The organism is Streptomyces venezuelae (assembly GCF_008642275.1).
Lineage (GTDB): Bacteria > Actinomycetota > Actinomycetes > Streptomycetales > Streptomycetaceae > Streptomyces > Streptomyces venezuelae_E.
The window spans coordinates 3,104,034-3,124,616 of the sequence record NZ_CP029189.1 but is presented as its reverse complement, the minus strand read 5'-3'; the positions used below and the strand labels follow the sequence as shown (position 1 = coordinate 3,124,616).

21 protein-coding genes are annotated in these 20,583 nt (G+C 72.7%); 8 read left to right on the top strand and 13 right to left on the bottom strand.

What is annotated here, in order from left to right:
* Positions 1–5 precede the first annotated feature (5 nt).
* Positions 6–1,697: a glycoside hydrolase family 26 protein gene (locus DEJ51_RS35520; protein WP_150257803.1), complete on the bottom strand. Its 1,692-nt coding sequence runs from the start codon at positions 1,695–1,697 to the stop codon at positions 6–8.
* Positions 1,698–1,991: 294 nt separating this feature from the next.
* Here DEJ51_RS35520 and DEJ51_RS13455 point away from each other — a divergent pair, with 294 nt between their 5' ends.
* From DEJ51_RS13455 to DEJ51_RS34485, 5 genes are all read left to right on the top strand, one after another.
* The gene (locus DEJ51_RS13455; RefSeq protein ID WP_223835790.1) at positions 1,992–3,401 is read left to right on the top strand and encodes an ATP-grasp domain-containing protein; all 1,410 of its coding nucleotides are present in this window, start codon (positions 1,992–1,994) and stop codon (positions 3,399–3,401) included.
* 67 nt (positions 3,402–3,468) lie between these two features.
* A complete protein-coding gene (locus DEJ51_RS13450; RefSeq protein ID WP_150261893.1) occupies positions 3,469–4,767 on the top strand; it encodes an NAD(P)-binding domain-containing protein in 1,299 nt (432 codons plus the stop codon).
* 24 nt (positions 4,768–4,791) lie between these two features.
* Positions 4,792–5,064 (top strand): hypothetical protein, encoded by a 273-nt coding sequence (locus DEJ51_RS13445; RefSeq protein WP_150257801.1) that lies wholly within the window; start codon positions 4,792–4,794, stop codon positions 5,062–5,064.
* A gap of 12 nt (positions 5,065–5,076) precedes the next feature.
* Positions 5,077–7,164, top strand: coding sequence for a SpoIIE family protein phosphatase (locus tag DEJ51_RS13440; RefSeq protein WP_411757310.1), 2,088 nt, complete (start codon positions 5,077–5,079; stop codon positions 7,162–7,164).
* Positions 7,165–7,235: 71 nt separating this feature from the next.
* Positions 7,236–7,403 carry a hypothetical protein gene (locus tag DEJ51_RS34485; RefSeq protein ID WP_190620357.1) on the top strand — a complete coding sequence of 56 codons (168 nt, stop codon included), beginning with the start codon at positions 7,236–7,238 and terminating at the stop codon, positions 7,401–7,403.
* Positions 7,404–7,471: 68 nt separating this feature from the next.
* Here the strand turns inward: DEJ51_RS34485 and DEJ51_RS13435 are convergent, their stop codons facing one another.
* On the bottom strand, positions 7,472–7,912 hold the full coding sequence (locus tag DEJ51_RS13435; RefSeq protein WP_150257800.1) for a DUF6299 family protein: 441 nt from the start codon (positions 7,910–7,912) through the stop codon (positions 7,472–7,474).
* Positions 7,913–8,067: 155 nt separating this feature from the next.
* Here DEJ51_RS13435 and DEJ51_RS13430 point away from each other — a divergent pair, with 155 nt between their 5' ends.
* Both DEJ51_RS13430 and DEJ51_RS13425 read left to right on the top strand, forming a co-directional pair.
* Positions 8,068–8,658, top strand: a complete 591-nt coding sequence (locus DEJ51_RS13430) for a DUF4352 domain-containing protein (RefSeq protein WP_150257799.1) — start codon at positions 8,068–8,070, stop codon at positions 8,656–8,658.
* Between the two features lie 56 nt (positions 8,659–8,714).
* Entirely contained in the window at positions 8,715–9,209 is a 495-nt protein-coding gene (locus tag DEJ51_RS13425) for a DUF5949 family protein (protein ID WP_030009737.1), read from the top strand.
* Between the two features lie 173 nt (positions 9,210–9,382).
* On the opposite strand, the gene DEJ51_RS13420 is transcribed toward DEJ51_RS13425, so the two are convergent.
* Both DEJ51_RS13420 and DEJ51_RS13415 read right to left on the bottom strand, forming a co-directional pair.
* Positions 9,383–10,636 (bottom strand): cytochrome P450, encoded by a 1,254-nt coding sequence (locus DEJ51_RS13420; protein ID WP_150257798.1) that lies wholly within the window; start codon positions 10,634–10,636, stop codon positions 9,383–9,385.
* A 126-nt stretch (positions 10,637–10,762) separates the two neighbouring features.
* Positions 10,763–11,929, bottom strand: a complete 1,167-nt coding sequence (locus DEJ51_RS13415; RefSeq protein WP_150257797.1) for a low temperature requirement protein A — start codon at positions 11,927–11,929, stop codon at positions 10,763–10,765.
* Between the two features lie 197 nt (positions 11,930–12,126).
* On the opposite strand from DEJ51_RS13415, the gene DEJ51_RS13410 reads away from it, so the two are divergent.
* On the top strand, positions 12,127–12,339 hold the full coding sequence (locus DEJ51_RS13410) for a hypothetical protein (RefSeq protein ID WP_150257796.1): 213 nt from the start codon (positions 12,127–12,129) through the stop codon (positions 12,337–12,339).
* 22 nt (positions 12,340–12,361) lie between these two features.
* Here DEJ51_RS13410 and mscL read toward each other — a convergent pair whose 3' ends face one another.
* The 9 genes from mscL to DEJ51_RS13365 all read right to left on the bottom strand — a co-directional run bounded on the left by mscL (position 12,362) and on the right by DEJ51_RS13365 (position 20,536).
* The gene (gene mscL, locus DEJ51_RS13405) at positions 12,362–12,853 is read right to left on the bottom strand and encodes a large conductance mechanosensitive channel protein MscL (protein ID WP_190620356.1); all 492 of its coding nucleotides are present in this window, start codon (positions 12,851–12,853) and stop codon (positions 12,362–12,364) included.
* A gap of 123 nt (positions 12,854–12,976) precedes the next feature.
* A complete protein-coding gene (locus DEJ51_RS13400; RefSeq protein ID WP_411757309.1) occupies positions 12,977–13,387 on the bottom strand; it encodes a hypothetical protein in 411 nt (136 codons plus the stop codon).
* Between the two features lie 439 nt (positions 13,388–13,826).
* The gene (pyrF, locus tag DEJ51_RS13395; protein ID WP_150257794.1) at positions 13,827–14,537 is read right to left on the bottom strand and encodes an orotidine-5'-phosphate decarboxylase; all 711 of its coding nucleotides are present in this window, start codon (positions 14,535–14,537) and stop codon (positions 13,827–13,829) included.
* Entirely contained in the window at positions 14,534–15,112 is a 579-nt protein-coding gene (locus DEJ51_RS13390) for a carboxymuconolactone decarboxylase family protein (RefSeq protein ID WP_150257793.1), read from the bottom strand. The genes pyrF and DEJ51_RS13390 overlap by 4 nt, the downstream gene beginning before the upstream one ends.
* A 212-nt stretch (positions 15,113–15,324) precedes the next feature.
* Positions 15,325–15,825 (bottom strand): hypothetical protein, encoded by a 501-nt coding sequence (locus DEJ51_RS13385; protein WP_150257792.1) that lies wholly within the window; start codon positions 15,823–15,825, stop codon positions 15,325–15,327.
* A gap of 95 nt (positions 15,826–15,920) precedes the next feature.
* The gene (locus DEJ51_RS13380) at positions 15,921–16,754 is read right to left on the bottom strand and encodes an S-methyl-5'-thioadenosine phosphorylase (RefSeq protein ID WP_150257791.1); all 834 of its coding nucleotides are present in this window, start codon (positions 16,752–16,754) and stop codon (positions 15,921–15,923) included.
* A gap of 81 nt (positions 16,755–16,835) precedes the next feature.
* Positions 16,836–17,159, bottom strand: a complete 324-nt coding sequence (locus DEJ51_RS13375; protein WP_150257790.1) for an FmdB family zinc ribbon protein — start codon at positions 17,157–17,159, stop codon at positions 16,836–16,838.
* Positions 17,160–17,226: 67 nt separating this feature from the next.
* Positions 17,227–18,645 carry an MFS transporter gene (locus tag DEJ51_RS13370; protein ID WP_150257789.1) on the bottom strand — a complete coding sequence of 473 codons (1,419 nt, stop codon included), beginning with the start codon at positions 18,643–18,645 and terminating at the stop codon, positions 17,227–17,229.
* 367 nt (positions 18,646–19,012) lie between these two features.
* Positions 19,013–20,536 carry a potassium/proton antiporter gene (locus DEJ51_RS13365; protein ID WP_223836170.1) on the bottom strand — a complete coding sequence of 508 codons (1,524 nt, stop codon included), beginning with the start codon at positions 20,534–20,536 and terminating at the stop codon, positions 19,013–19,015.
* Positions 20,537–20,583 lie beyond the last annotated feature (47 nt).

Genomic DNA, 20,583 nt, shown 5'->3' with positions numbered 1-20,583 from the left:
CCCGTCTAGAAGGGCCAGATGCCGGAACCCTTGCCGAAGTCCAGCTTGACGCAGACCGACTGCGTGCCGACCAGCTTGGAGAGCCACTCGCCGAAGTTGAGCGGCACGCACCAGTGCTTGCTGTTGACCGGCGGCGGAGGGGTGGGCTGCGGCAGGGGCTTCGGCGGCGTGGGCTCGGGCTTCGGCGTGACCGGGCCCGGGGTGACGGGGCTCGGGGCGAGCGGGCTCGGGGTGACCGGCGAGGGCGCCGGGACCTGGGGCGTCGGGACCGCCGGCGAGGGCCGGGGGGTGGGCTCGGGATCGGTGTCGGGGTCGGGGACCTCGGGTGTCGGGACGAGCGGGCTGGGAGTGGCCGGCAGCGGGACTTCCGGGCTGGGGACCTGGGGGCTCGGCGCGACCGGGCTCGGGGTGACCGGGCCCGGGGTGACCGGTGCCGGGACGAGCGGGCTCGGGCTGACCGGCGGCGGGGTCTGCGGGCTCGGGAGCACCGGAGTGGGCTTCGGGAGCTCGGGCGTCGGGACCAGGGGCGTCGGCACCACGGGCGTCGGGACCACCGGGGTGGGCGTGGGGATCTCCGGCGTCGGGACCTGAGGTGTGGGCACCTGGGGCGTCGGGACCTGCGGGGTCGGGACGACCGGCGTGGGCACCACCGGGGTCGGGACCACCGGGGTCGGGACCACCGGCGTGGGCACCACCGGGGTCGGGACCACCGGGCCGGGCCGCTCGGGCGTCAGCGCGTCGCGGAAGGCCTTCGCGGACTGCGGGTTCTGCTTGCACTGCCACACGCCGTGCGGGCAGTAGTCGGTGATGGTGTGGTAGAGCGGCTTGTGCTGCGCGATCCACTTCAGCATGCGCCGGACGTACTCCGGATTGTCCCCGCGCCGGAACAGCCCCCACTCCGGGTAGGAGATCGGCTTCCCGTGTGCTTTCGCGAAGTCGACCTGCTGCTGAAGTCCGTACGGCTGGGTGATCTGGTCGTCGAAGGTCTGGCCGGGACCCTGGTCGTACGAGTCCATCCCGATGACGTCGACCACGTCGTCGCCGGGGTAGCACTTCGTCCAGCCGATCGCGTCCGCACCCCGGTTCGGGGCGAAGTCGAACCGGAACTCCTGCCCGGGCACGGCGCGCATCGCGGTGACGATGCGCTTCCAGTACGCCTTCCAGTTCTCCGGATCCGGTGCGCACCGGTGGGTGTAGGTGACGCCGTTCATCTCCCAGCCGAGCACGATCACCGTGTCCGGCACGCCCAGATCCACCAGCCGCTCGGCGAGCCGCTGGAAGTGCCGGTCGAACTGGCCCTCCGCGCCCGCCCTGATCAGCTGGGCCACCTGGTAGTCGGGCACCCGGCTCTCGTTCCGTTCCTGCATGGGCACGTTGAGGACGAACAGCCGGTCGTCCTCGGCCCGGCGCCACTCGGCCCAGTCCTCCAGGAACGAGACCCTGCCCTCGATGCCGGCCCACTTGTCGCCGGGGAGATAGGTGTGCCCGACCCGGATCTCCTTGCCGCCCAGCCAGCTCGACAGGTACGGGATCCGGGCCACCCCGGGCGGCCCGTAGTCGAGATAGGCGCCCATGGCGATGTCCGAGCCCTCGGGCCGGTCCTTCTCGGGTGCCGCGAGCGCGGCTCCGGTGGCCAGCAGTCCGGCCGTGACCGTACCGATGCAGGTGCTCGCCAGTCGGCGGCGTGGTCTGGGCATGGCGTCTCCCGAGCTTTCCTGAATCGGTGTGCTTGTCGAAGACGTTAGGCATCAGATCTGACGAATGGCCTGTTCGGTGACTGCCGCGTAGGCCATTAGCAGGTGCACACCACCCCCGCTTGGTCCGACTAGGTGAAAGACACCGCTGCCATGCCCGCGTATCTCAACCATGTGCCCGCCGTTGTGCTCAGACTCGACCGGAATCCGTTCCACCACGGAACCCTCGGCGCCGTCAGATCCCTTGGCCGCAAGGGTGTGGAGGTCCATGCCGTCGTCGAGGCCGGGGGAGGTCCCATGGGGCGTTCGCGCTACCTGCGCGCCGTGCACCCCGGACCGGAGGGCGGGCTGGACCCCGAGGCGCCCGAGGCGCTGCTGGAGTGTCTGAACGGGGTGTCGGAGCAGATCGGCCGTCCGGCGGTGCTCATCGCCATGGACGACCTGAGCGCGATCGCCGTGTCCCGGGTCGCCCCGGTGCTGCGCGAGCGTTTCCGGATCCCCCATCAGCCCGACAACCTGCCCGCCCGGGTGGCCGACAAGGCCGAACTGTCGCGGCTCTGCGCGCGTTGGGACGTCCCGCACCCGGAGACCGTGATCCCGGCGAGCGGGGCCGAGGCCGCCGAGGCGGCCTGGCGGCTCGGCCTGCCGGTGATCGCCAAGTGGAGCCGGCCCTGGCTGCTGCCCGCCGGGGCCGACGGGCTGCGCAGCACCACGCTCGTGCACACCACCGCCGAGGCGCGCCGGCTCTACGAGCGCTCCGCCGAGGCCGGGAGCAGGCTGCTGCTCCAGCGGTTCCTGCCGGCCGGCCCGGACACCGACTGGTTCTTCCACGGGGCCTTCGCGCGGGGCGGGCGGCCGCTGCTCGCGGGCTCGGGCCGCAAGGAACTGTCCTGGCCGGTGCGGACCGGGCTGACGGCCGTGGGGCGCTGGCTGCCGGATCCGGCGGTGGAGGAGGCGGGGCTGCGGCTCGCCGAACGCCTCGGCTACCAGGGGATCCTGGACCTGGACTTCCGCCGCGACGAGCTGGGCTGCTTCCGGCTGGTGGACTTCAACCCGCGGCCGGGCGCGCAGTTCCGGCTGTTCGCGGACGGGGCCGGGCTGGACGTCGTACAGGCGATGTACCTGGACCTGACGGGCCAGCAGGTTCCGCAGCCTTCGGGCGGACCGGGCCGGGTGTTCGTCGCGGAGAACTACGCGCTGCTGGCACGGGTCCGGGGCGGGACGATGCCGCGCCGTCCGGCGGTGGTGCCCGCGGATCCGGCCGGGCCGGCGGTGGCGTCCCCGGGCCCGGGCGCGCCCTCGGGTCCGCTCCCGGGCGCGGACCAGGGGCCGGCCCCTGAGCGGGACTCGAAGCAGGACCCGAAGCGGGACCCGAAGCAGGATCCGAAGCAGGATCCGAAGCGGCCCGCCGAGCGGGGGCGCGTCGAGACGGCCTGGTTCGCCGCCGACGATCCGCTCCCGTTCCTGGCGATGCTCGGCGCCCTGCTGGGGCGGGGCGCGGGGAAGGGGGTACGGGCGCTGCGCGGGGTTCCCGGGCAGGGCCGCCGCACGGCGCTCGCGGTCGTCCGCGCCCCCCGGCAGCGTGGCCGGAACCAGGAGGCCACCGGATCCGGTGGTGCCGGCGGTGCCACGGGAGCCGCCGCGCAGGCCTCCCGCCCCGTCCCGCCGGAGGCCTCGGCGGAGCCGGACGAGCTGGTGACCCGTTGACCCGGACCGGCGCGGCTGACCGGGCCGGGCCGGCGACCATCGAGCTGGAGGAGCGGCGTTGACGCGGATCGACGATCTCGTGGTGATCGGTGCGGGCCCGTACGGGCTCTCGATCGCCGCCCACGCGGCGGCCGAGGGGCTCGGCGTACGGCTGCTGGGGCGGCCCATGGCCTCGTGGCGCGACCACATGCCCGACGGCATGTACCTGAAGTCGGAGCCCTGGTCGTCCAATCTGTCCGCGCCGGACGGGCGGCACACCCTGGCCGACTACTGCGCGACCCTCGGCATGACCACGGAACACGGCACTCCGCTGCCGATCGGAACGTTCAGCGCGTACGGGATGTGGTTCGCCCGGCAGGCCGCGCCGGAGGTGGAGGAGGTGACCGTCCTGGAGGTGACCCCGCAGGGCGACGGCTTCCGCGTCCGCACCGCCGAGGGGCCGCCGCTGCTCGCCCGTACGGTGGCCCTCGCGGTCGGGGTGATGCCCTTCGTCCGCCACCCCGAGGTGCTGGGGCACCTCCCGCCCGGGCACTACTCGCACAGCAGCGGCCACCGGGACCTGAGCCGGTTCGCGGGCCGCGAGGTGGCCGTGCTCGGGGCCGGGCAGGCGGCCCTGGAGACCGCCGCCCTGCTGGCCGAGCAGGGCGCCCGGCCCTGCCTGGTCGCCCGGCGCTCCCGACTGAACTGGAACACCGTCCCGCAGCCCCTGGACCGGCCCCCGCTGCGGGCCCTGCGCGATCCGCACAGCGGCCTCGGTACCGGCTGGCGCAGCTGGGTGTGGTCGGAGCTGCCGTGGGCGGTGCGCCGGCTGCCCGCGCCCACCCGGGAGCGGATCGCCGCGACGGCGCTGGGCCCGGCCGGCGCCTGGTGGCTGCGGGACCGCTTCGAGCGGCGGGTCCCCGTCCTGCTCGGGCACCGGCTGGACCGGGCGGTGGCGGTGGGCGAGCGGACCAGGCTCGGGCTGACCGACCCGGCGGGGGAGGGCGTGGTGCTGGACACCGCGCACGTCATCGCGGCCACCGGTTTCGTCCCGGAGCTGGCCCGGCTGGAGCTGCTCGACGCGGGGCTGCGGGCGGCGCTGGAGACCGTGGGGGGCAGCGGGGCGCCGGAGCTGAGCCCCGGGTTCGAGTCCTCGTGGCCGGGACTGTTCTTCGCGGGCCTGCTGACGGCTCCCTCATTCGGCCCTTCCATGCGATTCGTACACGGCGCGGGCTTCACGGCGGGGAGACTGGTGAGAGGAGTCCGCAAGCGCCTCGGTGCCCGGGGTCCGCGGCCGGGTTCCTCCGGTGTCCCCCGGCCGGGAGGGGCCGCTGCCCCCGGGCTTCCGGGGGTACCCCCAGGGCATCCGAAGACGTATCTGCGGTGAGATCCGCGGAGAGAGGGGTCCGTGATGAGCTCGGAGCGAGCGCAGGGCCGCGGCTGGGTACGCATTCCCGCCAGCCGCGGGGAACAGCCCGCCGGTCGGGCCAGGGCCGCCGGGTACGACCGCGCCGCGTACGCGGGGCCGTACGCGGGGCCGTACGCGACTGCCTCCCACGCCGACCAGCCCACGATCTACCTCTCCGTCGTCAAGCGCTGGAGGGAGGCCGGGCGCACCCTTCCGGGTCATCCTGACGAGGAGTGGGAGCGGCTGATCTCCCAGCCGTACTGGCCCGGCCGTTAGGTGGTGTGGAACGTGGCAGCGGCGGAACGGGACGGACCCGAGCCGGTCCGGCGGTCCCCCGTGACCGCGCCCGGGGAGCGGTTCGCACTCAACGGCATGGGCAGCCTCGAATGGGAGCTGGGTGCCGGGACGGTGGTGCTGGACGACGCCGCGATGGAGGTCCTCGACCTCGGGCCGGAGGAGTTCGACGGCACCCTTCCCGGGGTCGCCCTGCGCATCCCGCCCGAGGACGGGGTCCGGCTGACCGAGATCGTCGAAGGTGTCCTGGCGGACGGCGGGGACACGTACGGGGCGTACTTCATGGTCCGGCGGCGCGACGGCCGCGACCAGTGGACGCACACCTCCGGCAGGGTGCTCCGGGACGGCGCCGGGGAGCCCGAGCGGATCGTGGGGATCGTCCGGGACGCGACCGCCGAGCTGGCCCACGCGACGCTGCTGCGCAAGCTGGAGGCGGCGCGCGCCCAGCAGACGACGATCGTGCAGCGGACCACGGAGGCCCTGTCGCGGGCGGTGACGGTCGACGACGTCACGGCCGCGCTGACCGGCGCGGGCGCGCTGGAGCGGCTCGGTGCGGACGGGCTGGCCCTGGGGCTCGTCGAGGGCGGCACCATCAAGATCATCGCGCTGAGCGGGGAGTCCCTGGAGATCCTCAGCGAGCGCCGGTTCACCCGGCTGGACGGTTCGCTGCCGCTGTCGCGCGCGGTGCTCACCCGGCAGGCACGTTTCGTCACGTCGCTCACCGAGCTCGGCGGGGAGTTCCCGCTCCTCGCGGACTACCTGAACCGGATCCGGTACGACGCCGCCGCCTATCTGCCGCTGATCGCGCAGGCCAAGGCCATCGGCGGCCTGGTCCTCTTCTACCGGCGGCGCACCGAGTTCAGCCCGGAGGAGCGCAACCTCTGCCTGGGCCTGGCGGGCATCGTCGCCCAGTCCCTCCAGCGGGCGCTCCTCTTCGACCAGGAACGGGAGTTCGCGACCGGCCTGCAGGCCGCCATGCTGCCGCGCCGGATCCCGGAGATCACCGGCGGGGAGATCGCGGTCCGCTACCACGCCGCCTGGAGCGGGCGGGAGGTCGGCGGGGACTGGTACGACGTGATCTCGCTGCCCCGCGACCGCGTGGGCGTCGTGGTGGGCGACGTCCAGGGCCACGACACGCACGCGGCGGCGATCATGGGCCAGCTGCGGATCGCACTGCGGGCGTACGCCGGAGAGGGCCATCCGCCGTCCACCGTGCTGGCCCGGGCCTCGCGCTTCCTCGCCGAGCTGGACACCGAGCGCTTCGCCACCTGCATGTACGCGCAGGTGGACCTGGAGACGGGCGGCGTACGCGCGGTCCGCGCGGGTCACCTCGGACCACTGATCCGGCACACGGACGGGCGTACGGGCTGGCCCAAGGTGCGCGGCGGCCTGCCGCTCGGCCTGGCCTCGCTCTTCGAGCACGAGGAGTTCCCCGAGACCCGGCTCGACCTGGTACCGGGGGAGACCATGGTGCTGTGCACGGACGGCCTGGTGGAGGAGCCGGGCACCACCATCACCGCCGGGATGGACGCCCTCGCCCAGGCGGTGCGCAGTGGCCCCCAGGGGGCCGGGGCGCTCGCCGATCACCTCTCCGACCGGCTCTGGGAGCGCTGGGGCTCCGGGGACGACGTGGCCCTGCTGGTGCTGCGCCGGGCCCCCGACCCGGGCACCCACCGGGCGCCGCGCATCCACCAGTACGTCCACCAGGCCGACCCGGAAGGCCTCTCGGAGGCCCGCTACGCGCTGCGCCAGGCCCTGCGCGACTGGGGCATGCCGGAGCTCGCCGACGACGTGGAGCTGGCGGCCGGGGAACTGCTGGTCAACGCCCTGCTGCACACCGACGGCGGGGCGGTGCTGACGATGGAGGTGCTGCCGGAGCCGGTCCGCCGGATCCGGCTGTGGGTCAAGGACCGCTCCAGCGTGTGGCCGCGCCGGCGCACCCCGGGCGAGGCGGCCACCACGGGGCGCGGGCTGCTGCTGGTGGACGCGCTGGCCACGCACTGGGGCGTGGAGTCCCGCGGCGACGGCAAGGCGGTGTGGTGCGAGTTCGACGCCTCGGGCAGCCCCCGGAGCGCGGGGTGACCGGACGGTCACCCCGGGTTGTGGGGCGCCCGGAGTGGGGTGATGATGCGAGCCATGGAACGGATCGTGTTGTGCGCGGGCTGACCAGAGCCGCCGTGACGGGCGCCCTGGCCGTGCTCCTGCTGGTGTCCGGAGTGCCGGCCGTCGTGGACTGGGTGACGGGGCGGGCGCATGCGGACCCCGCCTGCCGGTCGGTGGCCTTCATGTCGATGACGGACGTCACCCCCGACTGCCGGTAGCGGCGGCTACCGGCCCGGGGGCGCGTGACGCGGGCGAGGGCGCGAGCCGAGTCGCGTGCCCGCACCGCTCAGTGCTCGCGGAACTCGACGTTCTGCGAGTCCCGGGCGACCGTGGCGACAGACTTCGGCATCAGGCCGGAGAACCGGACCTCCTGGAGCTCCGCGGTCACCACCGCGCGGCCCGGGTGCACGTTCACGAAGGCGCCCGGGGCGTCGGCCACCCAGCGGCGCTCCTGACCGTCGCAGACGACCTGCTCCGCGCCGATGCTCAGCCGGCCGCCGCCCTCCTGCTCGACGGTCGCCTTGATCTGCATCGCCCCAGAGGGTGACGCCTGCTCGCAGTGGTACGTCCCGGAAAGGGTGACGGAACCGTCCTTGGCGACGTACGCGTCGCGATGCACGGAAATCCCTTGATTGAAGACGGTGGCGCCGGCCGGAGCGGTGAACAGCGTGGTGGCGGCCAGGGCGGAGAAAACCGTCAGGGCCATTCGGCGGGCGGGGATGGGCATTCTTCCTCCAGGTGCTGCGGATGGCGGGATTCCACCGGAACGCATTGTGCTGGCAGGTGGGCGTACCCACGTGATCCGCGCGCTCGTGTCGTTGTGCGCAATTACCTGCCCGGGCGCGTGAAACTGGCCGGACCACGTCCCCGAAGGGATCTTGCATGCGCCAGCCCGCCCTCCCCCTGCCCGCCATCGCCCTGCTGCCGCTCCTCCTGTTCGGTGCCGCCGCCTGCCAGAGCGCCCCGGAGCCGGACGTACTCGCGCCCGCCGCCGCGCCGGCGGTCGTGGTGGACGACGGGGCGCCGGGCGCGGCGCAGGCCCCCGCACGGCCCGGTGTGAAGGACGCCCACGTGGGCGGCACCGCACGGGTGCACGGCAGGCAGATCGGCATGCACCTCCAGGTCGAACTCGGGGCGTTCGTGGACCCGGCGATCAGTGTGGACAAGAACTTCGCCCCGCCCGCCGGGAAGCGCTGGGTGGCCGCCTCGATGTCCTTCGTCAACGTGGGGGGTGCCTCGTACGGGGCCCTCGGGCGCATGTGGGCGCACGACAGCGCGGGGCAGCGTCACCCGGTGGTGAAGACCGGCGAGCTGACGACCGGCAAACCGATCGTCTTCGATTCCCTGGAGGTCGGTGAGCGGGCCGAGGGGTGGGTGGTGTTCGAAATTCCGGAAAGCGCGCGCATTGTGCGGCTCCAGTACCAGGACGCGAACACGCAGGCGAATTCCGGAGAGGGATTCTGGGCCGTCTAGCCCGCCCGGGTGAAGGGCCGCGAAAGGGCCGGCGGAGAGACCACTAGGGTGCGCGCATGACTTCTACTCAAGCCGAAATCGACCGGTCCCAGCTCGGCACCCTTTCGGTGCTCGCCTGGATCGGAGACCCCGAAGAGGCGCACGACATCCCGTACCTCCTCGCCTACACCCTCGGCGACGGACCGCAGGGCCGGGAGGCCGGCGAGGCGGCCGCCCGGGGGCTGCTGGAGGAGATCGGCCTGCCCATCGGCGACGTGGTCATGGACGGCACCCTCAAGGCGGCCACCTTCCCGGTGCAGATCCTCCTGGAAGGCAACCAGATCGCCCTCACCCTCCCCGGGATGAACGCGCGCTGCACCGCCCCCGACGAGTGGGTCGCCGCGGCGGACGAGAGCGGTCAGGCGTACTTCCTCTTCGCCACCCGTGCCTGGCCCGAGGCGGTCCCGGGCCAGCCGGTCGCGCCGGAGACCCTGCAGGCCTTCGCGGGCGACGAGTCCGTGCTCACCAGCAGTGCCCACTGCGTCCTCGCCGTGCGGCGCGTTCAGCGGTAACCACAGGCCGGGTGCCCGCCACCACCCGCTCCGGCCGCCGGGCTCCCAGCCCGCCCGGTGGCCGGTTTCCGCTTTTCCGGGACCCGAACCGAACCAAACCGGGACCCGAACCGACCCGAACCGGGACCCGAACCGGGGGCCGGTCCGGGACAGGGGCCCGGTCCGGCCCGTGATCAGGGCCCTTCGAAGGCGAACCTCAGCGAGCGCACCCGGTTGTCGAAGTTCGATCCCGCCAGGTCCGGCAGGCCCACCGCCCGCAGCCCGACCGGCCGGGTCAGCAGCTCACGGAAGAGGGCCTTCATCTCCACCCGGGCCAGGTGCGCACCCAGGCAGAAGTGCGGGCCGCCGCCGCCGAAGCCCAGGTGCGGATTGGGCGAGCGGGTGATGACGAAGGCGTCCGGGTCGGGGAAGACCGCCTCGTCCCGGTTGGCGGAGGCGTAGTAGAGGACCACCTTCTCGCCCGGCCGGAACACGTGCCCGTCCATGGTGTGTTCGGCGGCCACGGTCCGGCGGAACTGGATGATGGGCGTCGAATGCCGGATCATCTCGTCCACCGCTCCGTCCGCGTACTTCTCGAAGTCCGAGAGCAGCAGGTCCCGCTGGTCCGGATGATCGGTCAGCAGGGACAGCCCGTGGGTGATCGCGTTCCGGGTGGTCTCCACCCCGGCGACCATCAACAGGGAGAAGAAGGCACCGAGCTGGCGTGCCCCGAGGGCCTGGCCGTCCACGTTCGCGCAGACCAGCGCCGAGATCAGGTCGTCGGTGGGGTGCTTGCGCCGCTCCCGCCCGATGCCCGCCACCATCCGCTGCATGCGGGCGAGCGCCCGCAGCCCGCGCCCGGGCATCCGCAGCCGGGAGGCCAGACCCCGCTCCACACCGATGTTCTCGGAGGCGTGGTTGACGCGGTCGGCGATCTCGGCGCGGTAGCGCTCCGGGATGCCCATCATGTTGCAGATGACCTCCAGGGGCAGCCGGGAGGCCACGGCCGAGACGAACTCGTCGGGCCGCTCGGCCAGTACGTCGTCCACGATGCGGGCGGCCACGGCGTGGATGTCCTCCTCGGCGGCCGCCAGCAGGCGGGGCGTGAAGGCACGCTGCACGATCTTGCGCAGCTGGGCGTGGTCGGGGCCGTCCAGATTGACCATCGAGTCCCCGAACAGGGCCCGCACCCAGCGGGCCGGCTCGGGGGTGGTCACGCCGGGGGCACTGGCGAACACCTTCGGGAGGCGGCTGGCCTCCTGCACCTGCGCATGCCGGACGAGGGCCCAGTGCCCGCGCCCGGACCCTTCGGGGACGAACACCGGTCCCTCGGCCGCGCGCAGCCGGGCGAAGGCCGCGAGGCGGTGGGCGGGGGGCTGCTGCCAGAAGCCTGGCTCGGCCAGCTCCCGGCCGGGGTCGGTGCCGTGGCGTTGTGCCGGGAGAGTCATGGCAGGGCCTCCAGTCGGTGCGCGTCGTTCTGCGCTGGAGAACGGCGGCGGGGGCGCGGGAGTGACGGTCGGGCGGTGTGCGGGCCGCGGGTACGGGCGGCCGACGGGTACGGGCGGCCCGCGGGGTCAGACGGTGGCACCGGTGGTCATACCGGCCCGGGTGGACAGGGCGAGACCGACCGCCACCGTCAGCACCCCGACGAGGCCCGCCCAGGCAACGGCGTAGGTACCCGACCAGGTGCAGGCGAGCGTCACGAGGGCGGCCACCGGCAGGACCAGCTGCTGGGCGGGGCCGCGCTTGAAGTGGCGGGAGTGCAGCAGCCACACCATCAGCAGGAACACGGCGGTCGGGACCGTGACGGCGGCGTTCGCGGCGACCTGGGAGATGTGCGCCTTGCCCACCGCGTGCTCGACCGCGACCTCGATGCCGGCGCCGATCGCCGCACCTGAGAGGAAGATCAGCAGATGCCCGTATCCCCACGGGATGGCCTCGCGGTTGGAGTTCAGGTGCTGGTGCATCGGCACCGCGAAGTAGATCCACCAAGCCGCGAAGACGATCAGCAGCCCGCCCGCCGCGATGGGCAGCAACTGGTCCAGCGCCTCGTGCTCGTCGATCGCGGACTTGACCGCCACCGTGGCCGCGGCGATCGTCTCGCCGAGCACGATGATGGTGAACAGGCCGTACCGCTCCACGATGTGGTGCGCGTGCCAGGGCGTCTGGTGCCCGCGCTCGGCGATCACCGGCACCGCCAGCTCGGCGATGAGCAGGACGACGAACAGCCACCGCTTCATGTCGTCCGGCACGAACAGCAGGCCGATCCAGCCCAGCTGGCAGACCACCAGTCCGGCCGCGTACTTCAGTGCCGCCGTCCGGGCCGCGCCCTGTTCCCCGGAGGCGGCCCGCAGCCACTGCGCCGTCAGGGCGACGCGCATGATGATGTAGCCGGTGACCGCGACCGCCCAGTCGTTGTCGTCGAAGGCCCGGCTCACCCCGGCCGCGTACACGAGCACACCGGCGATCTGCACGAGCGTCGCGATCCGGTACGGGACGTCGTCCACGTCGTACGCCGAGGCGAACCAGGTGAAGTTCATCCAGGCCCACCACACGCCGAAGAAGACGAAGAAGTAGCCGACCACCCCGGCTCCGGGATGGCCCTCCGCGAGCGAGTGCACCAGCCGGGCTCCGGCCTGGGCGATGGCGACGACGAAGCAGAGGTCGAAGAACAGCTCCAGTGGGGTGGCGGCGCGGTGGAGCTCGTCGGGGCTGCGGGCGGTCATGGGGGAGTAGGCCATACCGGCCAGGAGACCAGAGCCATGGACCTCCGGCCGGGCGGACGCGCGGCCCGCCGCGCCCGTGTGCCCCGGGCGGATGCGGGGCACGGTCCACGACCCGGAACCGACCGAAGCCGGAGCCGAGGCCGGGGCCCGAGCGGGAGCCGGACCGGGATCGGCCGGCCGGGCGGGGGAGAGGGCGGCCGTACCCTGGAGGCATGAGCAGCACCCCCACGCCCGACCCGCAGCCCTCACGTACCGCACCCGAGGCCGGTGAGCCGCGGCCGAAGCCCCGGCTGGTCTTCGACGACCCGCTGGACCAGCAGTCCTCGGACGACACCGACCACGGCTGGGGCGAGCGGCCGCCCGCCGGCGGAAGCGCGGCCGACCTGGCCCGCTTCCTCGACGAGAAGCCCCCGCACCACGTCTGACCGCCCGCGGCGGCCGGAGAGGTCAGTAACCGTTGCGCGGACCGGTGGGGGCCACGCCGCCACCGCGCTGTGCGACCAGCTCGTCCCGGATCTCCTTCAGGACCTCCAGCTCGGTGATCTCTACGAGCTCCTGGACGCCCTCGCGCGCCTTGCGGCGGGCCTCCTGCCGCGCGAGGTACTTCGCCATCGGCAGCACCATCAGGAAGTACACGACCGCGGCGGTGATGACGAAGGTCAGCGTCGCGTTCAGCACCGAGCCCCAGAGGATCTCGACACCCGTCGGCTGGCCGTTCGGGCCGATGCCGCAAGGGGCCTTGAGGCAGGACTTGTAGCCGTCCAGGCTCTGCGTGCCGACGGCGCCCACCACCGGGCTGATGATCCCCTTGACCACCGAGTTCACGATGTTCGTGAACGCGGCGCCGATGACCACGGCCACCGCGAGGTCGACCACGTTGCCGCGCATCAGGAAGGCCTTGAAGCCTGCCAGCACGCTCTCCTTCTTCTTCTCGCTCACCACTGAGCCTCTCTTCACATCTGCCGAACATGGAGCCAACGGTTCCGAAAGCTACGGCAGTCCAGGCGTGAAGTGTCCAATCGGTCGCCACCTTGAGGTGAATTGACTGCCCGTGTGTGCGAATCAGCACAACGTCACCGCCAGTCGTGTCGTGGCGCCCGCACCCACCAGACCCGGCGCGACGTCCCGCGGAACGGACAGCACCACCAGCGCACCACCGTCCACAACTCCCGGGTCGGGAGCGGGTACTTCGGCGACCAGCACCCCCGTGGCCACCACCCTGGGCGACCCCGTGCGCTCCGCCGCGACCACGTCCACCCGGTCTCCGGGCCGCAGCAGCCGCACCGTCGCCGCGTCCGCGATGCGCACGGGCGCCGACACCCTCCGCTCCGCGACGGGTGGCGCAGCACGCTGAGAGACCCGCGCCCCGGGCGGCGCGGCGCCCCGCGAGGCCTGCGCCTCCGTCCCGCCCACCGCGACGGCCGCCGCGACGACGGCCAGCGCGGCCGAAGCGGCCCGACGCCGCCGTCGCACCGCCCGGCGCAACCGGAGCCCGCCCCGCCCCACGCGAAGCGGTGGGAACGGCGGGACCGGGCGCGCCGGGGGACAGACGGAGGACGTCGCGCACGCCGCGGGAGCGGCCGGAGCCCGGCTGGCGGAGGCGGAGAGGGAGGTGCAGGAGGCAGGGGGAGCGCAGGAGGCCGAGGAAGCCGAAGACGCCGAGGAGGAAGCCGAAGACGCCGAGGAGGAGGCTGAGGAGACCGAGGAGGAGACGGAGGAGGAGGCAGAGGAAGAGGCGGAGCAGGCCGAAAGGGCCGTGGACGTACGGGACATGACGAACACCACCAGACCGAACGAGTCGCTGTGTCCGGACCCCGTGCCCGGACACTTCCCACGATCCGGCCTCCCGGGGAATCCCGCCGGAGCCTGTGGACGGTCCCCAGCCTGTGGACAACCCCGTCACCCGGACGAGTCAGTCCGCGCAGGCCCGCACCCGTCGCAGGGCGGCCACCGGGTCCGCCGCCCGAGCGACCGACCGGCCCACCACGACGTGCGAGGCCCCGGCCTCGAAGGCGGCCCGAGGCGTCCCCGGCCGGGCGTGGCCGCCGGCCGCTTCCTCCGGCTCCAGGACCACCCCCGGCGTGACGATCAGCCGGTCCGGCCCCAGGAGCCCGCGCAGCACCCCGGCCTCCCGCGGCGAGGCGATGACCCCGTCGCAGCCAGCGCCCACGGCCAGCCGGGCCAGCCGGAGCACCTGCTCCTCGGTGTCCGCGGCGACGCCGATGTCCGCGAGGTCGCTCCCGGTCATGCTGGTGACCACCGTCAGCGCGACGACCCGTAGCCGCGGGAACTCCCGCGCCGCCTCCACCGCCGCGGACATGATCCCCGTACCGCCCATGCCGTGCACGGTCACCATGGACGCGCCCAGCGCGCCCGCGGCCCGGACCGCTCCGGCGACGGAGTTCGGGATCTCGAAGAGCTTCAGGTCGAGGAAGACCTCGTGCCCTCGCGCGACGAGGTCCCGGGCGAGTCCGGGCCCCGCCGCGGTCAGCAGCTCCAGGCCGATCTTGTAGGAGCCGCAGGCGTCGCCGAGGCGCTCGACGAGCGCCTCGGCGGCCCGGCGGTCGTCGAAGTCGAGGGCGACGATGACCCTGCGGTCGGCGCGGGGGAGGTCGGTGTTCACGCCTTCATTGTCGAGGTCGCCGCCCGGCCGGGGATCCGGCAGTCCTCCGCGAAACCCTGACCGGTCAGGCCGAAGGCGCTGTTGACGCGCGAGCGCCAGTTCTCCAGCGCGACCATCGCGGTGAGCTCGACGAACGCCTCCTCGCCGAGCCGTGCGATCAGTTCCCGGGCGAGCTCGTCCGTGACCGTCGGCTCGGTCTCCGTCATGGCCTCCGCGTACTCCATGACGAGCAGTTCCAGCTCGGTGAAGACCTCACGGGCCTCCCGCCACTGCGGCACCCGCTCGATCTTCTCGGCCGGCAGGCCCAGTTCGTGGCCTGCCCAGTAGCCGAAGTCCATGCACCACGAGCAGTTGACACGGGCCGCCGCCGCCATCACGGCGAGGTGCTTCAGCCCGGCGTCGAGCGCCTTCCACTTCGCCACGCTCCGTTCCAGCCGGACGTACGAAAGGAGCACGCGCGAGTTGTGCCCGTAGGCCTGGCCCGGGTCGAGCACCTTGCCGTAGGTGCGGCGCGAGTACCAGGCCCCGATCCGCATGAGCAGGGTTCGGGGCGGGGTGAGCGAGATACGCGGCATGACTGTCGTCTCCCTGGCCGGGGCGGTCTTGATTCCGCCTTCACCAGGAAGGACAGGACAGCCGGCCGGGATGTGACAGCCGGCGGAGGGTTTCCGGTGCCGAGACCGGGAAGTCCACCGGATTGCGGCAGATCGCCCCGGTCACTGCGCGAGGCGCGCGGCCCGGCCCGGCCCGTCCCGGTCACAGCACAGCAGCACAACGCAGCGCAGTGCTAGGCGCCTGCTGCGCCGGGCGCCGCGGAAGGGATTCCGAGCGCGCCGAGGAGCCGGTCGGTGAGCTCCTCCGCGAAGGTCTCGGAGTCGGCGAGAGCGGCCCGGATCCCGGCCGGGTCGGCGCTCAGGCCGGCCGCGGCGGCCCAGTCGAGGGCGCCCGCCAGGGCCGTCTCCACCGGGAACCGGTCGACGGGTATCTCGTAGTTCTCGGCCGTGACCCGGTTGAGCAGCGCTCTCCAGCTGCCTCCGGCGAAGGTGGCGGCCTCGACGAAGCCGACGTCACTGTCGAGGTAGGCCACCGTGAGCACCGGTGCCCCTGTCCGCCGTGCCAGCGCCGCCGCCAGCGCCGCGCCGTCCGGCTGGTCGTCGTACTGCACCTGCGACCAGCCGCCACCCAGGTCCCCGGCGCCGTCGATGCCCGCACAGCCGGCCTCGGCCGCGAACTCCTCCAGCTCCGCGACCGTCGCGCGCGCTACTGCCGTCCCGCCCCGATTTCCCATGCTCACAGGCTAGGAGCAGCCACTGACAAAGCCGCCGCGGAGCCCTCGGCAGAGGCAAGGAGAGGCCAGGCGAAGCAAGGAGAGGCGAGGAGGGGCTACGGCAGCTCGATGCCCAGGTCCCACCCGTCATGCGCGTGCGTGCACAGGCAGTCCCGGGTCTCCGTGGCCGGCAGGGCCGCCACCGCGTCGAAGAGGACCTCGCGCAGTCGTCCGACGTTCTCGCCGAACACCTTCAGGACCTCGGTGTGGGAGACGCCCTCGCCGGTCTCGGCACCCGCGTCCAGGTCGGTGACCAGGGCCATCGAGGTGTAGCAGAGGCCCAGCTCCCGGGCGAGGACCGCCTCCGGGTGACCGGTCATGCCGACCACCGACCAGCCCGCAGCCGCGTGCCAGCGCGACTCCGCGCGCGTCGAGAAGCGAGGTCCCTCGACGACGACCATGGTGCCGCCGTCCACCGGCTCCCAGTTCCGGCCGCGGGCCGCCGCGAGCGCCACCGCCCGGCCCACCGGGCAGTACGGGTCGGCGAAGGTGGTGTGCACGACGTTCGGAACGGATCCGTCGGGCAGCGGCTCACCGTCGAAGAAGGTCTGCGCGCGGGCCTTCGTACGGTCGACCAGCTGGTCGGGAACGAGCAGGGTGCCCGGCCCGTACTCGGCCCGCAGACCGCCGACCGCGCACGGGCCCAGTACCTGGCGGACGCCGACCGAGCGCAGGGCCCACAGGTTCGCCCGGTAGTTGATCTTGTGTGGGGGGACGGTGTGGCTGCGTCCGTGCCGGGGCAGGAAGGCCACCTGGCGCCCGGCCAGCTCGCCCACGTACAGGGAGTCGCTCGGGGGTCCGTACGGGGTCTCCACCTGGATCTCGGAGACGTCCTCCAGGAAGGAGTAGAAGCCCGAACCGCCGATGACACCGATCTCTGCGTTCACCATGCGGTCCACCCTAAGGCCCTGCCGTGGGCATGCCGAAAGCCCCGCTGCCGACAGGGGCGGCGGGGCCTCGGGAGGATGCGGTCAGGCGGCCGACGTGGAGCTGCTGCTCGACGAGCTCGACGACGACGTCGAGGAGGACGAGGCGGCAGGAGCGGCGGCAGCGGTCGACGTCGAGGACGACGAGGAGCCGGACGACGGCTTCGAGGCAGGGGTGCTGCTCGACGACGCGCCACGGCTGTCGTTCCGGTAGAAACCGGAGCCCTTGAAGACGATGCCGACCGCGGAGAACACCTTCTTCAGGCGTCCGTCGCAGCTCGGGCACACGGTCAGTGCGTCATCGGTGAACTTCTGCACGGCCTCAAGGCCCTCACCGCACTCGGTGCACTGGTACTGGTAGGTCGGCACGAATTTCCTCCTGGCACTCTGACTCAATGAGTGCTAACGACGCTCCATGGTGACGTATTCCGGCGGATCAGTCCACCGTCACCGGCACGCGGTGACCCATCCCACGCTCGTTCACCCGGTTACGGGAGGCCGTCGAGGGGATGGTGCGGGTGGCCAGCTGCGGCTTCGCGGGGGCCGTGGCCTCGGTCTCGGGCGCGTCCTCCTGTGCGGGCGCGCCTTCCTGTGCGGGCGCGTCCTCGTGTGCGGACGCGTTCACGATCCGGCTCGGGGCCTTCGGGGCGAGCTTCGCCCGCAGCGCCAGCAGGGCGGTCAGCGCGAGCGCGGTGGCGCCCATGGGCACCAGGAAGCCGAACGAGGACCCGTGCGCGTCCGTCAGGCGGCCGGCCAGGATGACGGCGATGGCCTGACCGAAGGCGATCGAGCCGGTCAGCCAGGTGAAGGCCTCGGTCCGCGCGTTCGCGGGGACCAGCTGCTCGACCATGGTGTAGCCGGTGATCAGCGCCGGGGCGATGCACAGGCCGACGACCAGGCCGAGCGCGCCCAGCAGGATCATCGAGTTCGCCGCCCACAGGACGGACGCGGCGGCGGTGAGGCCGACGTAGCCCAGGATCAGCCGGCGACGCGGGCCGATCTTCCAGGCGATGGCGCCCATGGCGATTCCGGCGGTCATGTTGCCCGCGGCGAAGACCCCGTAGAGCAGGCCGTTGGCACCCGGGTTGCCGATCTCGTTGGAGAAGGCGGCGAGCGAGACCTGCATGCCGCCGAAGACGGCGCCGATCCCGAGGAAGGCGAAGATCAGGACGCGCAGGCCGGGGAAGGACAGCGCGAAGGCGCGCTTCTCACCGGTGTGCGACGGGGTGTGCGTCTTGGGCTGGCTGGCCCGCTGGGCCGCGAAGAGCAGGCCGCCGAGCAGGGTCAGCGTGGCCTCGGTGACCAGGCCGGCCGCCGGGTGGACGCCGGTGCACAGCGCGGTCGCCAGGACCGGGCCGACGACGAAGGTGAACTCGTCGGTGACGGACTCGAACGCGGCGGCCGTCGGCAGCAGCGGAGAGCCCTCCAGCTTGGCGGCCCAGCGCGCCCGGACCATCGGTCCGACCTGCGGGACCGAGGCGCCGGTGGGTACGGCGGCCATCGCCAGTGCCCAGACCGGTGCGTCCAGCAGCGCGAGCGCGGCCAGGCCGGTGACGGCGACGGAGTGCGTGAGGACCACGGGCAGCAGGACGGCGGTCTGGCCGAAGCGGTCGGTGAAGATGCCCATCAGCGGGGCGGACAGCGCCATGGAGATGCCGGTGACGGCGGCGACGACGCCGGCGCTGCCGTAGGAACCGGTGGTGTGCTGGACCAGCAGCAGGATGCCGATGGTCAGCATGCCGAAGGGCAGTCGGGCTGCGAAGCCGGGGAGTACGAAGCCGAGGGCGCCGGGAGTGCGAAGCAGCTGCCCGTAGCCGGGGCGGGCGGACGTGTCGGTCGTGACCGCGGATGTCACGGCCTTGCCTTTCCGCTGCCTGGTAGAGCGTCCCCGTCTGCGGACGGTGCTTCGCCTTGTGAGCGACCGCACCCGTACATGTGGGAGCCCCGAGAGCTGTCCTCTTGCGCAGAACCGAGTGATACCTGGGCGCCCACTACGGGGTGGTGCCACGGCCGCTTTGCGGTCGCGCCAGCTCTGCGTCAGGCAGAGTTGGTTCGATCTGGTGTGCCTTCATCGTACAGGGAAAGCCACTACCACGCCTTGTGAATTCGACGACAAGGGGTGTCTTCACCTGGGATTAACGGCTGCTTCGCATGTAAAGAGCCCGGAAAAGCAGACAGAAGTGGACATACCTCGGCGAAATTGGCTGAATTAGAACGTCGCTCTAACGCGGCGCGGGTCCGCCCGTACCCAGCCACCCCGCGAGCTTGCCACCCCTGGCCACCGCGCGCAGCCGCGCCTCCGCCGCGTCCCGGACCGGGTCCGTGGCCACCACCAGCAGCTCGTCCCCGCGCCGCAGCACGGTCGACGGCGCCGGTACGAAGCTCTTCGCGTCCCGGACCACCAGCGTGACCGAGGCCCCCGGCGGCAGCCGCAGCTCGCTCACCTCCACGCCGTGCATCCGCGAGGCCGGCGGGATGGCGAAGGACAGCAGGTGTCCGCGCAGCTTCTCCAGGGGTGCCGACTCGATCCCGAGGTCGAGGGCGCCCTCGTCCCCGTTCCCGAGGTTCAGCTTGCGCGCGAGCCAGGGCAGGGTCGGGCCCTGCACCAGGGTGTAGACGACGACCAGCACGAAGACGATGTTGAAGACCCGGTCGCTGCCCTCGATCCCGGACACCATCGGGATGGTCGCCAGGATGATGGGCACGGCTCCGCGCAGCCCGGCCCACGACATCAGCACCTGCTCCTGCCAGGAGATCCGGAAGGGCAGCAGGCTGATGAAGACCTCCAGGGGGCGTGCCACCATCGTCAGCACCAGCCCGATGACCACGGCCGGCCAGAAGTCGCGGACCAGCTCGTGCGGGGTGACCAGCAGGCCCAGCAGCACGAACATGCCGATCTGGGCGATCCAGCCGAGCCCGTCGGCGAAGCCCCGGGTGGCCGGCCAGTGCGGAAGCTTGGCGTTGCCGAGCACCATCGCCGCCAGGTACACCGCGAGGAAGCCGGAGCCGTGCGCGATGGCGCCGGCGGCGTACGCCACGATGGCGATGGCCATCACGGCGATCGGGTAGAGGCCGGAGGCGGGCAGGGCCACGTGCCGCAGCCCGTACGCGCCCAGGAAGCCCACGGCCAGGCCGATCGCGACGCCGATCGCCAGCTCCAGGGCGATCTTGCCGATCAGGACGTACCACTCGTCCGCCGGACCGACGGTCGAGAAGGCCACCACCAGGATGACGACGGGTGCGTCGTTGAAACCGGACTCGGCCTCCAGCACGCCGGTGATCCGGGCGGGCAGCGGGACCTTGCGCAGCACCGAGAAGACGGCCGCGGCGTCGGTCGAGGAGACGACCGCGCCGATCAGCAGGGCCTGGCGCCATTCCAGTCCGACCAGGTAGTGCGCTCCCGCAGCCGTCACGCCCACGCTGACCGCGACGCCCACCAGTGACAGCATGACCGCCGCGGGCAGGGCCGGTTTGATCTCTTTCCACTTGGTGCCCAGACCACCCTCGGCGAGGATCACGACGAGTGCGGCATAACCGATGACCTGGGTCAGCTCGGCGTTGTCGAATACGACGTTGCCGATGCCGTCCTGTCCTATCGCGATGCCTATGCCGAGGTAGATGAGCAGGCTGGGGAGGCCGCTGCGTGAGGAGATGCGTACCGCCGCCACGGCGACGAGCAGCACGAGCGAGCAGACCAGCAAGAGCTCATTGAGCGTGTGGACAGTCAGCGGGCGGCCCTCCTCAATGCGCCCGGCGGATCGATCCTCCCGGCGACAAGTTCGGCAAGTAGTTC

Coding starts and splice junctions, on each gene's coding strand:
- DEJ51_RS13415 (WP_150257797.1), bottom strand. CDS start 11,929: ATGGCCTACTCCCCCATGACCGCCCGCAGCCCCGACGAGCTCCACCGC.
- DEJ51_RS13410 (WP_150257796.1), top strand. CDS start 12,127: ATGAGCAGCACCCCCACGCCCGACCCGCAGCCCTCACGTACCGCACCC.
- DEJ51_RS13455 (WP_223835790.1), top strand. CDS start 1,992: ATGGGGCGTTCGCGCTACCTGCGCGCCGTGCACCCCGGACCGGAGGGC.
- DEJ51_RS13385 (WP_150257792.1), bottom strand. CDS start 15,825: ATGGGAAATCGGGGCGGGACGGCAGTAGCGCGCGCGACGGTCGCGGAG.
- DEJ51_RS13435 (WP_150257800.1), bottom strand. CDS start 7,912: ATGCCCATCCCCGCCCGCCGAATGGCCCTGACGGTTTTCTCCGCCCTG.
- DEJ51_RS13390 (WP_150257793.1), bottom strand. CDS start 15,112: ATGCCGCGTATCTCGCTCACCCCGCCCCGAACCCTGCTCATGCGGATC.
- DEJ51_RS13420 (WP_150257798.1), bottom strand. CDS start 10,636: ATGACTCTCCCGGCACAACGCCACGGCACCGACCCCGGCCGGGAGCTG.
- DEJ51_RS13445 (WP_150257801.1), top strand. CDS start 4,792: ATGAGCTCGGAGCGAGCGCAGGGCCGCGGCTGGGTACGCATTCCCGCC.
- DEJ51_RS13425 (WP_030009737.1), top strand. CDS start 8,715: ATGACTTCTACTCAAGCCGAAATCGACCGGTCCCAGCTCGGCACCCTT.
- DEJ51_RS13380 (WP_150257791.1), bottom strand. CDS start 16,754: ATGGTGAACGCAGAGATCGGTGTCATCGGCGGTTCGGGCTTCTACTCC.
- DEJ51_RS35520 (WP_150257803.1), bottom strand. CDS start 1,697: ATGCCCAGACCACGCCGCCGACTGGCGAGCACCTGCATCGGTACGGTC.
- DEJ51_RS13430 (WP_150257799.1), top strand. CDS start 8,068: ATGCGCCAGCCCGCCCTCCCCCTGCCCGCCATCGCCCTGCTGCCGCTC.